This is a genomic window from Pseudomonas sp. TH10, assembly GCF_016651255.1.
GTDB lineage: Bacteria > Pseudomonadota > Gammaproteobacteria > Pseudomonadales > Pseudomonadaceae > Aquipseudomonas.
The window spans coordinates 18,707-32,693 of record NZ_JAEKEG010000072.1; the positions used below are offsets into that span (position 1 = coordinate 18,707).

The window sequence follows — 13,987 nt, forward strand, 5'->3', positions numbered from 1 at the left end:
TTCAAGCCTCCAAAACGAAAGAGCGAACGTCGGTCAAATGCCCGGTTATTGCCGCCGCGGCAACCATGGCCGGACTCATCAGGTGGGTGCGTGCCCCCGCGCCCTGACGTCCTTCGAAGTTGCGATTGGTGCTGGAGGCGCAGCGATCACCCGGTGCGAGCACGTCGTCATTCATGGCCAGGCACATCGAGCAGCCGGATTGGCGCCACTCAAAACCGGCGTCGAGGAAAATCTGCGCAAGGCCTTCGTCTTCCGCTTGATTGCGCACCAGGGTTGAGCCGGGCACGATCATGGCGCGAACATGCGCGGCAACACGCTTGCCACGAACCACGCGAGCGACGTCGCGCAAATCTTCAATTCGAGCGTTGGTGCATGAGCCGATGAAGGCGTGGCTGATCACCACGTCGCTCAGCGGCATGCCTGGCGTCAGCCCCATGTAGTCCAGCGCGCGCTGCATGCCTTGGCGAAGAATAAGGTCGGGCTGAGTCGCCGGGTCTGGCACATGACCGCCCACTGGCGCTGCCTGATCGGGGCTGGTGCCCCAGGTGACCATCGGCTCCAGCGCCTGAACGTCGAGTGTCACTTCGCGATCAAACAAAGCACCTTCGTCGCTATGCAGTCCTCTCCATTTAGCGACTGCCTGCTTCCACAGTTCACCTTGAGGTGCGCGGGGCTTAAGTTGTAGATAGGCAAAGACCTTATCGTCCGGCGCCATGAATGCGCCCCTGGCCCCTGCCTCCACGGCCATGTTGCAGATGGTCATTCTGGCTTCGACGCTGAGGTCAGTGATTGCCGGGCCTGCGAACTCAATCGCATAGCCCGTGGCGCCGGATGCTCCGATTTTTTCAATCAGCGCCATGATGATGTCCTTGGACGTCACGCCTATCCCAAGTGTCCCTTTCACTGTGACTCGCATGGTTTTCAAGCGCTTGTAGACCAGCGTCTGCGATGCCAGTAGATGCTCAATTTCAGAAGTACCAATGCCGAAACCGAACGCGCCTAATGCACCATAGGTCGTGGTGTGGCTATCACCGGCAGCGACGACCATGCCCGGCATGATAAATCCTTGCTCGGGAGCCACGACGTGTTCGATACCCTGGCGCTTGTCGAGTACGTCAAACAGTTCGATCCCGAAGTCACGGCAGTTCTCTTCGAAATACGCAACCTGCTGTGCGCCACCGGCGTCCGGCATCGTCTTGGTTCGCACCGCAGCCGTCGGGTTGACGTGGTCGACGACCGCCAGCGTTGCACTCGGGCGCCAGACGTTGCGACCTGCTTCACGCAAACCACTGAACGCCTGCGGGCTGGTGTATTCGTTGGCGACCTGACGGTCGATGTACAGAAGCACATGGCCCTGATCATCGAGCGGGCAGACAGTGTGGCTATCGATGTGCTTCTGGTAGAGCGTTCTGGGGCTGTTCATGAAGTGGGCTCTTTCAGGGTCTTGTGCGAGATGTCTGGTGCGAGATCAGGGGTCACCTATGAACAGCATATTCATCTCGAATGCTTCATCAAGAGCAGTAAAGCGAAGGCGTTGCGCACGGAATGTGAATAATAGGTCACGCTTGGAAGTGATGGGCGAATTCAAGGCTCACGGTTTGAACATAAGCAATCCCGCACATAGCAAGAGAAACAAACAAAAAGCAGTACGAAGCTTTCTCTCGGGTAACGCGTGCGCAACCTTGACAGAAGTCGGCCGGAACGGGAGTGGTGAACCACTGCACGAGCAAGGTAAAGCAGGTTCCGGGAGGATTTGGTGAAGGAGCTTCAGGCCTGAAGATTCAGCTTTAGCCCAGTGCGCACCACTGACATTTGCGACGCCGGATACACAGTCGGCAATGATTTACGCAACTGCGGAGATAAACAATAACAGTAGACGCATAAAACGTGCGCTGAATCGGAATCTCAGGCCCGCTCGAGAAATAGCACTTTAGCGCCGTGTCGTCAGCGCTTGGCCAGGTAAAGCGACACCAGATCCAGACACGCCGCGATGCCATTTTCGATGGACCGCATGTTCTTCCTTCGTTGCCAGTCCAGCCACAAACCATCGAGCATCGCCATCAACGCATCCGCTGCTCGCTCTAACGACTCAGGCGCACTTTCGTGTTCGTAGGCGATTTTGTTGAGGATTTCCAACAGGCGCTCACGGTAGATGGTGTAAAGCTTGCGTTCGGTTTCGGCGATATCTTCGTGAAATAGGGAGGCTGACCAAAAGTCGATGCGCACCGAAAGATAACTGCGATCGAGGAATTGCCCGGTGAAGCCGCTGCGCAAAAAAATCTCTAGCTGGCTCATGGTCGAGCCGGGCTTGGCGACGAGGCCGGCCTGGGTCGCCTCGTAAAGTTTGCGAGAGGCGTATTTATACGCCTCGACCAATAGCTCGTTCATGTTCTTGAAGTGATAGGAGATATGCCCCAAGGACATTTCAGCCCGCGCCGCAATTTTCCTGGCGGACAGCTTGGCATAGCCCTCCTCGCTCAAGCACAGAAAGGCGCACTTGATAATTTCTTCCCGGCGCTGCTCTGGACTTTCGTAAACCTTTTTCGCTGTTTGCCGCGTCATCGCTCAGTCCCAAAAACAATCCCAAAAACAGGGGCGGGATTGTCCCTCGCCCCCTGTGATGCGTCAAACGCACGCCTTTCTGGTATTACAGCTTGATCCACGTCGACTTCAGTTCGGTATATTTATCGAAGGAATGCAAGGATCGATCACGACCATTGCCTGACTGTTTGAACCCGCCGAATGGGGCTGTCATGTCCCCAGCGGAATACTGATTCACCCAAACCGAGCCTGCGCGTATCGATTTGGCGACGTAGTGCGCTCTGGAAAGATCGCGGGTCCATATCGCAGCGGCCAGACCATAGGGCGTGTCGTTGGCGATGGAAACAGCTTCTTCTGGCGTATCGAATGCGATGACCGACAACACCGGGCCGAATATCTCCGCCTGTGCAATGGTCATGGCGTTGTCCACCCCGTCGAACAACGCCGGCTTCAGGTAACAGCCGTCGATACCGGCGATACCTGTCTCTCCACCCTGCACCAGCCGCGCCCCTTCACGCAGGCCCGTGTCAATAAACCCTCTGACCTGTGCTAGGTGTTGTTGATCAACCATTGCGCCCAGCTGTGTCGCAGGGTCAAGGGGATGAGATGGCACCCATAGTTCCAGCGCGGCCTGCAAATGCTCCATGAATTGTGCCTTGGCACTGCTTTCGATGAGCAAACGGGAACCGGCGACGCACACTTGCCCTTGGTTGTAGGCAATCGCGGAGGCGGCACTGACGGCGGCAGCCTTGAGATCAGGCGCGTCGGCGAACACGATATTCGGACTTTTGCCTCCCGCCTCAGTCCAGACGCGCTTCAGGTTGGAACGTCCCGATGCGATCATCAGCGCCTTGGCGATGGCGGTCGAACCGGTGAAAGCGATGGCATCGACATCCATGTTAAGTGACAGCGCGCTTCCCGCTTCATGGCCGTAGCCGGGCAAGACATTGAACACACCGTCCGGGATCCCGGCTTCCGACGCCAGTTGCGCGACACGGATCGCCGTCAATGGCGAGCGCTCCGAGGGTTTGAGGATGACCGAATTGCCGGTCGCCAACGCTGGCCCAAGCTTCCAGCTCGCCATCAACAGAGGAAAGTTCCAGGGCACTATCACTGCCACTACGCCCACTGCCTCGCGGGTGATCAGGCCCAATTGGTCTTGCGGGGTCGGCGCTATCTCGCCGTACACCTTGTCGATGGCCTCTGCGCTCCAGCGAATCGCGTTGGCTGCGCCCGGTATATCCACGTTGAAGGCATTGGAAATCGGCTTTCCCATGTCCAGGGTTTCGAGCAGCGCCAACTCCGCGCCGTGCTTCTCGATGAGCCCGGCGAAAGCGATCAAAATACGCTTGCGTTGGCCCGGTGCCATGCGCGACCACGTACCGGCCTCGAACACCCTGCGAGCACAGGCAACGGCCATGTCCACGTCCAGTGTCGTGCAGCGGGCAATGGATGCAATTACCCGACCGTCCACCGGGCTGATCTTGTCAAACACCTGCTCTTCCACACCCTGACGATATTGACCATCGATAAAACACTGGCCATTGACCTTTACCGAGGCCGCCAATGTGGTCCACTCCGAAAAACTATTCAGCAGCGTCATGTTCCGCCCCTTTATGCCTGAGATTGTGTCGAGCCACAGCGAACTAGGTCATCCAGCCAGTCCGGATTCATTTGCGGCATGCTGTTAACAAGTTGCATGACGTATTGATCACAGGGAGGAGCGAACACGTTGTTGCGCTCTCCGTACTCGACGATATGGCCAGCCTTCAACACCAGCACGTCATCGGCAATCGACTGCACGACCGTGAGGTCATGGGTGATGAACAGGTAGGACAAACCGAACGTGTTTTTTAGATCATCGATTAAACGCAGAATCCCTTCGGCCACCAGTTGATCGAGCGCGCTGGTGATCTCGTCGCAAATGATCACGGCAGGATCGGCCGCCAGTGCCCTGGCAATGCCGACCCGTTGCTTTTGTCCGCCAGACAGTTCTTCCGGACGCCTCGAAAAGAACTTGCCCGGTTCAAGACCCACGGCATTAAGAATGTCGTGGGTTCTCGCTTGCAGTCGCGGTCCGTTCAAGTCGCTATAGAACTTCAGAGGCCGGCCAATGATGTCACCGATGCAATGGCGAGGATTGAGCGCGGTATCAGCCATCTGGTAAATCATTTGAACGGCCTTCAGTTGCTCCCGGCTGCGTTTTTTATAGGAGCTGGCAAGCTCGACGTCGTTGTAGATGATTGCCCCGCTATTGATAGGCAACAGCCCGCTGATACAGCGGCCCAAGGTGGACTTGCCAGACCCAGACTCCCCTACAACTGCCAACGTGCGTCCGCGGTATAAATCCAGCGAGATGCCTTCGATGACATTTTTTTGCCATACCCGGCTTCGATGTTTTTCACTGACAGAATCGGTTTCGCGTTGCGGCTGACCGGTGGCTGAGGCGTACAGGCCAGGTTACGAACAGCCCACAGCGACTGGGTGTAGCTCTCGATCGGATTTTCGATTAGCTGGCGTTTATCCCCGGATTCAACGACGCTGCCGTCCTTGAGCACTACAACCTGGTCAGCCATCTGCGCCACCACCGCGAGGTCGTGGGAAATGTAGATGGCAGCCACCTGGAACTCGCGCACCAGCTCGCGAATGGTCAGCAGCACATCGATCTGAGTAGTGACATCCAGAGCCGTCGTCGGCTCGTCGAAGATAATCAGATCAGGTCGGCAGGACATGGCCATCGCCGTCATGATCCGCTGCAACTGCCCGCCCGAAACCTGATGCGGATAACGCAAACCAATGGTTTCCGGCTCAGGCAGGGAGATTTTTCGATAAAGCTCCACCGCTTCGCGCTGGGCGTTGTGGCGGCTGGTCACGCCGTGTTCGATGGCGCTCTCGCAATGTTGATCGATCAACTTGCGCGCGGGGTTGAAACTCGCCGCCGCCGACTGGGCGACATAAGCGATTCTGGCCCCCAGCAGGTCCTGATGCTGCGCCGGCGAAAGCGTGCGCATGTCGATGCCATCGAACAGGATTTCGCCTCCCGAGATCCGGCAGCCGTCACGGGTATAGCCCATCGCGGCAAGCCCGATCGATGATTTTCCGGCCCCGGACTCGCCCACCAGGCCGAGGATCTTGCCCGGCTGCAACACTATATCCACGCCATGAACGATCTCGCTCCAGCCATTTGCCGACAGGGCTTCGATGCGAAGACCGGTCATTTTCAGGAGTGGCTCAGCCATGTTCGTATTCCCCACGCAATCTTATGTTTTGACGGTTGGTTGAATCAGCGTCTTTGGGCCAGGAACCAGTCAACGACAAAGTTGACGGCAATAGCCAAGACGCCGATCGCGGCGGCAGGAATTAAAGGGGTGAGGTCACCGAACGAGATCAACGAGGCGTTTTCGCGCACCATGCTTCCCCAGTCGGCCATGGGTGGTTGCAACCCCAACCCGAGGAATGACAGTGACGATATCGTCAGGAACACAAAACAGAACCGCAGCCCGAACTCGGCAATGAGCGGTGCCTTGACGTTGGGCAAAAGCTCGACCATGACCAGCCAGACCAGACCTTCTCCGCGTACCCTCGCCGCTTCCATGTAATCGGTGACAACTACATTCATCGCCACCGACTTCGCCAGGCGATAGATCCGCGTGGAATCGACCAGAGCGATGACGAACACGAGATTAAGCAGACTGGTGCCGAAGATTGTCAGCAGCAGCAAGGCCCCAATCAGCTGCGGTACAGACATGAGCATGTCGACGATGCGCGAAAGCACGGCTTCGAACCAGCCGCCGACAGTGGCCGCAACCAGTCCCAAGACTCCGCCGATCACGAACGCCAAAAACGTGGACAACAGCGCAATACCGATGGTGTTACGGGCACCGAAGATCAATCGGGAAAACATGTCACGCCCGAGATTATCGGTGCCCAGCCAGGTCTGCGCGCTCCAGGGGTCGTATTCACCGCCGACGATCTGCGTCTCGCTGTAGGGCGTTATATAGGGTCCGAACACCGCCATGAAGGCGTACAGAGCAATAAGAATTATCCCGAGCCGGGCGGTCCAGGACATTTGCTTGAATACAGTGAGAATGTTCATGCGCATATCCTTTACTTGCGATGCAGTAAACGGGGATTGGTGGCAATCGAGATAATGTCAGCCAGCAAGTTGATGCTGATGTACACCACCGCGAAGATGCAGCAGCACGCTTGGACCACCATGAAGTCGCGCTTGACGACCGAGTCCACCATCAGTTGCCCCAATCCCGGGTAGACGAACACCACTTCAACCACCACTACACCCGTGATGAGATAAGCCAGGTTGACCGCTACGACATTGACGATAGGTGCCCAGGCATTGGGTAACGCATGCCGGATCACAACTTTGAACCGGGACAATCCCTTCAACTTAGCCATTTCGATGTACGGCAACATGAGCAGATCGAGCACAGCGACCCGCGTCATGCGCATCATGTGAGCGGTGATCACCATTGTCAGGGTCAGGACCGGAAGAAATGCGGAGTGCAGTCGATCCACGAAACTGGCTGACGCCGGTACGTCGGCAATGGGAGGAAATACTGAGTAAGTCACGGAAAATATCAGGATCAAGATGTAGCCGATAAAGAACTCAGGCAGTGATACAGCCGCCAGAGAAATCACATTGACGACGCGATCGTAGAGCGAGTCTTTATACAGCGCCGCAAACAATCCAAGCGTGACGGCCAGCGGGACGGCAATCAATGCGGTGTAGGACGCCAGAAACAGTGTGTTGACCATTCGCTGGCCAATAATTTCAGCCACTGGCCGGCCATTGGACAACGAGGTGCCGAAGTCACCGTGCAGGCTGCCGTACAACCAGTGCAGATAGCGCGTTAGAGGCGACTGATCCAGCCCTAATTCATGCCGAAGCGCAGATAAGGTTTCGGGGGTCGCCGACTGCCCCAGAATCTGCTGCGCCATATCCCCCGGCAACATCTGTACGGCCGCAAAGATAATCGCGGACACGCAAAACAAGGTGATGACTCCGATGAACACTCGCCGCAAGATCACCTGATACAACATACCCATAACGTTTACCTGCTTATCTGAATAGATAACGATTTTGTTGTAGACCGGTGAGCTGTGCGGCAAATCGCACGCCAGCCAACCGGTTTTCAGCAGGGTCAGGACGCGGTTTTTTCGAGGAACGTTTTTAGATGCTGTGAAACCAGATCACTGGCCTCGATCAGAATCGCGTGCTTCAGACCCGGCATGATGACCAGATCGGAATGGAGTAATGCATCGGCGATTTTCTGATTCAAACCCGGGTTGCAGCCGCCATCGAATTCCCCGGTCAACACCAGGCACGGGTGCTTGATTTCATGCAGCCAAGGCGACATTTCCGTCTCTGCGTAAATACGGAAAACGTTGAGGAACACCTCGCCATCGGTGTCGATCACCTGTTGCTTACGCCACTCGATCACCTCAGGGTGCTCGGCGCAGAACGTCTCGGTAAACCAGCGCTGCGTCAAAGTCTCCAGCACCTGAGGGATGCCTTTGTCCTCCATCGCCTGAACCACTTTGAGTACGTTTTCCGAGTCCTGTGCCGACCTGAACGCGGCGGTGGACAGCAGCCCGATGCTCAGCACCCGATCAGGGTACTTGTGCGCATAGGCCGGCCCGATCATGCCGCCGAGCGAATGTCCGATCACGTGCATCTTCTCGACACCCAGACGCTCGCGAAGCGCCTCCAGATCCGCTACAAGTTCATCCAGCCCGAAAGGTTCGCTCGGCACCGGTGATTCGCCGTGACCGCGCAGGTCATAGCGAATGCAGGTATAGCGATCCTTCAATGCCGCTGTAATTTTGTCCCAGCCGGTCTTGCGCGCGCCTATACCGTGAATCATCACCAGCGCAGGACCTTGTCCTTCTACCGCTACCGCACACTCAATGGCTTTGGTCATGATCTCTCTCCCCTACGCCGGCTTCTTCGCATTCTCGGCAATCACATCGGCGTAGGGTCTGCCCGCAGAGCCCCAGTCGATCGGATCAACTTCCTTGAGCAGGATGGTGACTGCCTGCGCAGTACCGCCACACACGTTCACGTAAGTGTCAGTGAGCGCTTTGATCAATTCGCGTTTTATATCCGGCGTTCTTCCGGGAAACAACTCAACCGAAATGACAGGCATTATCCGATCCTCTTGTTAGTGACTTTATTGACGTTGGAAAAATTAGGAATGATCTCTTCACCAAAACGACTTACCATGTCAATGGAGTCTTCCTGGGACTGGCCAAAATTGGAGGTCATGATGACTTCATCAATGCCGGCCTCGGCGTACTTGCCCAACTGATCAAGCATTTGTTCCCTGGTGCAGATCAAAAGGTTTTTTGCGAGGTCTTCGATTGATTGTTGGCGAGGCAATGGATCAATTCCACCGGCGCGGACAATGCCCGGCCCGGAATAAACGTTGTCGAAACGCTTGTAGTAGTCATAGGCCAGCGCGATCTTTTCCTTGGCATCGGCCTCATCCCGGGCCAGATAGACGGCCCGTTGCAAGGAAAGACGGCTTTTCGGAGCACCCGCAGCCGCTTCGGCCTTTCCGCGACGGAACGCACTGACTTGATCCAGCAGCGTTTGATGATCACCGCTCAGCGGTGTGGTTTGCACCGAATAGCCTTGCTTGGCACAGGCGAAAATCCCCTCCGGCACCATCGTCGCCACCATCAACGGAATATCGCGTTCTGGCCGGGGCATGATGGTCATCGGGTGAAACTTGTAGTACTTCCCATCCCACGACACGTCTTTTTCAGTGAGAAGGGCTTTGAGTACCAAGAGGGATTCATCAAATCGTTCCCGAGTGGACTCCATGGGCACGCCCAAGCGTTCGATTTCATATTTGAACGCCCCGCGCCCAACGCCCAATACCAGGCGGTGATCGGTCATGGCATCGGCTTGAACCACTTCACCGGCAAACACGCGCATATCGCGGATCGGCAACACCACAATCGAAGTCACCAACTCGACATGTTGGGTCACCGATGCAATTTTTACGGCCATCTGCAATGGTGACGGCACCAGCAATATATTGATCAGATGGTGTTCCGGTATGGACACACCGGTATATCCAGAGCGCTCTGCCTGAACGGCTTGTTCGACCATACATTGATATAACTTCTTGCCTGAACCCAGGTGATCGGGCAGGTAAGAACTCAGGAAATGATTGAATTCCATATTAAAGTTCCACTTTATGGGGATTAGATATGGCGGGTTAGTTGCCCCACTCCATCCAATTGACCGGCTTGCCTGCTATGCCGGCGATTCTTCCGCCATCGGCGGTATCACAATAAATTCCGAAAGCGTCCGCTTCGCGTTCTTTGAAGAAGCGACTGACCATACTGATCGTGTATTCTCCGTCGACCAGGTCCCACGGAGCGTCTTGCTCGTGGAAAATTTTTACCTCCCAACCCGTATCATGGCCCGGCGGTAAAGTTTCGCTGACTGAGTCGCCGCGATAGAACAACTTGGTGTATCCGTCGCTACCCTCTTCAAAAATGGAATACACAAATGACACATCGCCTTGTATACCAGCCTTTTTGAATACTTGGGCGATGATGTCGCGCTGCCCTACACCATTCCGCCAGAACAGCGCGGGGACCGACCAGCGGGAATCATTGGGCTCTTTAACCAGAATTAATCCATCGTCGTGGGAAATGAGACACCCCACTTTTACGGCTGATTTGAGATCGGTCTGTATGGCCTGATTACCGACGGCAAAATCTATGTAGCTGCCGCGGAAATATCCCAGCGGACTGCCCGCCGAGCTTGCGTATTTGGTGACCTCTCCAATGATGATTAGATGGTCGCCCGCATCAACGCACTGCTGACGTTTACAGCACATCACGCTGAGGCTATTGGCCAAACAGGGTGCAACTGTTTCCTCCAGAAGTTCAACGCCTTCGAACTTGTTTACCACACGGCCTGCGAAAGTATTCGACAGATCCCGCTGCCACTCGCCAAGGACATTGATCGCGAAATGCTCTGCGTCGCGAGTACACGGCCAGGCTGTTGGAGTTCTTGGCAATGCAGACCAAAACCAGCGCAGGGTCCAGGGAAACTGAAGTAAACGAATTAGCGGTAAATCCGCGAGGTGCCCCATCACTGCCCCATGCTGTTACTACTGTCACGCCAGTCATAAAACTTCCAAACACATCCCGCAGGCTTCGAGTTTCCCCGCTGCTGACGTCCCGCCATTCAATATTGTTCATTTTGAACCCTGCCATTTCAATGCTTAGGAAAGTGACCAGCGTTCGATGGCACGCATACCGTCAAGGGCCATGTTTCCGGCCAGCGGATTTGTAGTTACAACGTTGGTGCTCAAGCCCATGATGTGATTCATGAACATCGGTACAATCGTCGAACCTTCGTCACGTAGTTGTTGCTGCATCTCCCAGTAAATCTGCGTGCGTCGCGTCTCATCGAGCTCGGACCGGGCCATGAGCATCAACTTATCAAAGCGCTCGTTGTTCCACTGTGTGTCGCCCCAAGAGGCACCCGTTGCATAGATCTGGCTGAATATCCAGTCAGGGGTCGGGCGGCCAGTCCAGTAGCACATGCACATGGGCTTTTTGGACCAGACATTGATCCAGTAACCATCGTTGGATTCTCGAACGACATTGAAGTTGATGCCCGACGTACGCGCGCTTTCTTGAAACAGGACAGCCGCGTCGACTGCGCCAGAGAAGGCTGCATCCGCGGCGCTGATGTTGATATTCACGCTGTCGAGACCCGCCTGTTTCAAATAGAACCGGGCTTTATCAGGATCATACTGGTGCTGCGGTAATTCACTGTTGAAGTACTTTTGTTGCTTGCCAATCGGATGGTCATTACCCACCGAACCGTGGCCCCGCAGTAATGTCTTGACCCATTGATCGCGATCCACGGCATGCTTGAGCGCAAGCCGGACGTTGTTGTCTTGGAAAGGGCTGACGTTAGCGATCATGGGCATGGTCGCATGGTTCAAACCAGCTACTTCTTCGACGCGAATCTTATTGCTGCGCTGGAGCAGCGACAGGGTCTTGATCTCGACCCGATTGATCACGTTGACTTTGCCGGTCAACAAAGCATTCTGACGGGCAACCGGATCGGAAATCGCGATAAGCTCTGCCTCTTCGACATGCGCCCGGTCCGACTTCCAGTAAGCCGGATTGCGAACGACCAGCGCACGTACACCCGGGTTGTATTCCTTAAGCACATAGCCGCCAGTGCCATTACCGGATCGCCAATCGACTTGCCCGTCCGCGCCGCGAGGAAGAATACTCAGGTGGTAGTCGCTCATCAGAGTAGGGAAGTCGGCATTTCCGCCCTTGAGCACGACTCTGACGGTTGTAGCATCCACGGCGACGATTTCATCGATTTGCGAAACAATCGATTTAGAGAGGGATTTGGACCCGTCTTTGCGATGGTAATCGAGCGTGGCCACCACATCATCGGCGGTGAATGGCTTGCCGTTGTGAAACTGCACACCGCTGCGCAACTTGAAGGTCCAGACCTTGGCATCCGGAGAGGCTTCCCAGGACTCTGCAAGCTCCGGTACAGGATTGCCGGACGCATCCACTTCAACCAGATTGCCTCGCAAGGATTGCGACAGCAGCATCATGAAATCGTCTTCTGCCAAACCCGGATCAAGGCTATCGGTAGTCGATGCCCCGGCCAGCCCGAAGATCAGGCGCCCGCCTTTTTGGGCTGAGCAAACACCGACATTGGCAGTGCGCTTAACGCTACTCCGGCAAACAGCAATCCTGCGGTTCCCTTGACCAGTTCTCGACGCGACAAACCAAACGACATCTCTTCGGGAGCTTTATCTTTCATGCTACACCCTCAACACCGTACGATCGTACAACTGCATGTTAAAAAAATAGACAGGCAGGCTTGGTACCCGAAGACCGATCTGTTCTTCATGCTCTAGAAACATGATCATCTGTCAGGTGTAGTGTTTTATAGCACCGCCAATTTCAGGCCGCAACAAAATTCTGTACAGTCGTACAACATCGCATCTGAGCAGGCTCGCCAGCCTGTCAGTGGGACACCCCTTACTCCAATCGGCGGACAAATCAGGAAATTGGCTTTGCCGGCGTGCTTTGGCAGGGAAAGGATGGCTGGGAGTTTTAACCGAACAGCGCCACGTGAATTGCTGAGCCGGTACCTGGGCGTTGCTGCTCTTTCCCGAAGAGCACCACAACCAAGGCGATGATGTGCACATGACGGAACAAGCGATCACGCTCAGGGCCGAACGCGAGCCAACCGAGTGGCGAGGATAGTAAGCGGAATGATTTGGTAGCTGGGCGCACTCAGATTGCAGCGTCTCGACACTCGCGTCGCAAAACCCCGTCATGATGACTGGTGGATAGCTTATTGGCCGAGTAAAAACTCCCGCAATTGTCTAATCTTCTGATCGTCGAGATCGTAGCGGGGGCGAACATGAAGCGATTTATTGAAGGTGAGGCTCGGACGCAAGTCACCTTGCTGCCGGAGTATCTGGACGATTACGTAGCCGAAGAAAATTCAGTGCGCATGGTCGATGTTTTCGTCGATGAACTCGACCTGGGGATCACTTGGTTTTGAGGGAGTCGATCCCTGCCGCTACGGGTCGCCCGGCCTGTCACCCAGCGGTGTTACTGAAGATCTATATCTACGGCTATCTCAATCGGATTCAGTCCAGCCGCCGGCTTGAGCGAGAGGCCTAGCGCAACGTCAAGTTGATGTGGCGAACGGGGCGTTTGGCTCCGGGCTTCAAAACCATTGCCGACTTTCGCAAAGACAACGGCAAAGCCATTCGCAGCGTATGCCGCCAGTTCATAGTGCTTTGTCGCAACCTCAATCTCTTCTCCCAGTCGATCATCGCCATCGACAGCAACAAATTCAAAGCCGTCAATAATCGCAACCGCAACTTCATTCAGGGCAAATGACGGAAGACGGCATGTTATTGCATTGTTACTACTTCTCAGGCTGCCAGTCCTGCTCAATACAAAAGCAATGTACGACGGGTAAGGAGCGCCGTGTGAAGCTCTGGGAACATGAGTTGGTGGTCGACGCGATGCAGGTTCGGCTAGAACATTATCCAGCGATGATGAGGGTTCGTCGACAGACCGTTGACCATCCTTTTGGAACGCTCAAGTGCTGGATGGGAAGTACCCGCTTCCTGACCATAACCCTGCCGAGGGTGAGCACTGAGATGAGCCTTCACGTGCTCGCCTACAACCTCAAACGAATGATGAGCATCTTCGGCATCGCGGGACTGCTTGAGGCGATCAGGACGTGAACCCAGCCGCTTGGCTCGCCAGTTAGAAGCCGTTTGGGCCGCTGACGCGGCCCAAACGGCATTAAGAACGTCTACGTCACTGACTAAGCTAATTCGCGCTTTCGCCCGCTGATTCCATAGGCAACCCTCGCGACTCTCAGTTTTCGAGGTGT

The 13,987-nt window shown here is 55.5% G+C and carries 12 protein-coding genes and 3 pseudogenes; 1 reads left to right on the forward strand and 14 read right to left on the reverse strand.

Going from position 1 to position 13,987, the window contains the following annotated elements; genetic code table 11:
• Position 1: 1 nt before the first annotated feature.
• From leuC to JFT80_RS11660, 14 genes and pseudogenes are all read right to left on the reverse strand, one after another.
• The gene (gene leuC, locus JFT80_RS11605; RefSeq protein ID WP_201147957.1) at positions 2–1,423 is read right to left on the reverse strand and encodes a 3-isopropylmalate dehydratase large subunit; all 1,422 of its coding nucleotides are present in this window, start codon (positions 1,421–1,423) and stop codon (positions 2–4) included.
• 168 nt (positions 1,424–1,591) lie between these two features.
• Positions 1,592–1,687: pseudogene (locus JFT80_RS24140) on the reverse strand (sulfite exporter TauE/SafE family protein); the annotation flags it as partial.
• A 257-nt stretch (positions 1,688–1,944) separates the two neighbouring features.
• A complete protein-coding gene (locus JFT80_RS11610) occupies positions 1,945–2,562 on the reverse strand; it encodes a TetR/AcrR family transcriptional regulator (RefSeq protein WP_201147958.1) in 618 nt (205 codons plus the stop codon).
• An 85-nt stretch (positions 2,563–2,647) separates the two neighbouring features.
• Entirely contained in the window at positions 2,648–4,144 is a 1,497-nt protein-coding gene (locus JFT80_RS11615) for an aldehyde dehydrogenase (protein WP_201147959.1), read from the reverse strand.
• Positions 4,145–4,155: 11 nt separating this feature from the next.
• A pseudogene (locus tag JFT80_RS11620) lies at positions 4,156–5,780 on the reverse strand (ABC transporter ATP-binding protein).
• Between the two features lie 44 nt (positions 5,781–5,824).
• Entirely contained in the window at positions 5,825–6,637 is an 813-nt protein-coding gene (locus tag JFT80_RS11625) for an ABC transporter permease (protein ID WP_201147960.1), read from the reverse strand.
• Positions 6,638–6,648: 11 nt separating this feature from the next.
• Entirely contained in the window at positions 6,649–7,605 is a 957-nt protein-coding gene (locus JFT80_RS11630; RefSeq protein WP_201147961.1) for an ABC transporter permease, read from the reverse strand.
• Between the two features lie 95 nt (positions 7,606–7,700).
• On the reverse strand, positions 7,701–8,480 hold the full coding sequence (locus JFT80_RS11635; protein WP_201147962.1) for an alpha/beta fold hydrolase: 780 nt from the start codon (positions 8,478–8,480) through the stop codon (positions 7,701–7,703).
• Positions 8,481–8,492: 12 nt separating this feature from the next.
• Positions 8,493–8,705: a tautomerase family protein gene (locus JFT80_RS11640; RefSeq protein WP_201147963.1), complete on the reverse strand. Its 213-nt coding sequence runs from the start codon at positions 8,703–8,705 to the stop codon at positions 8,493–8,495.
• Positions 8,705–9,748 (reverse strand): LLM class flavin-dependent oxidoreductase, encoded by a 1,044-nt coding sequence (locus JFT80_RS11645; RefSeq protein ID WP_201147964.1) that lies wholly within the window; start codon positions 9,746–9,748, stop codon positions 8,705–8,707. The genes JFT80_RS11640 and JFT80_RS11645 overlap by 1 nt, the downstream gene beginning before the upstream one ends.
• Positions 9,749–9,785: 37 nt before the next feature.
• Positions 9,786–10,544, reverse strand: coding sequence for a flavin reductase (locus tag JFT80_RS11650; protein ID WP_374091348.1), 759 nt, complete (start codon positions 10,542–10,544; stop codon positions 9,786–9,788).
• On the reverse strand, positions 10,465–10,797 hold the full coding sequence (locus JFT80_RS25480) for a flavin reductase family protein (protein WP_374091347.1): 333 nt from the start codon (positions 10,795–10,797) through the stop codon (positions 10,465–10,467). The genes JFT80_RS11650 and JFT80_RS25480 overlap by 80 nt, the downstream gene beginning before the upstream one ends.
• Positions 10,798–10,805: 8 nt before the next feature.
• Entirely contained in the window at positions 10,806–12,191 is a 1,386-nt protein-coding gene (locus tag JFT80_RS11655; protein WP_201147966.1) for an ABC transporter substrate-binding protein, read from the reverse strand.
• 47 nt (positions 12,192–12,238) lie between these two features.
• Positions 12,239–12,385 carry a hypothetical protein gene (locus tag JFT80_RS11660; protein ID WP_201147967.1) on the reverse strand — a complete coding sequence of 49 codons (147 nt, stop codon included), beginning with the start codon at positions 12,383–12,385 and terminating at the stop codon, positions 12,239–12,241.
• A 609-nt stretch (positions 12,386–12,994) separates the two neighbouring features.
• On the opposite strand from JFT80_RS11660, the pseudogene JFT80_RS11665 reads away from it, so the two are divergent.
• Positions 12,995–13,835: pseudogene (locus tag JFT80_RS11665) on the forward strand (transposase).
• Positions 13,836–13,987: the final 152 nt, after the last annotated feature.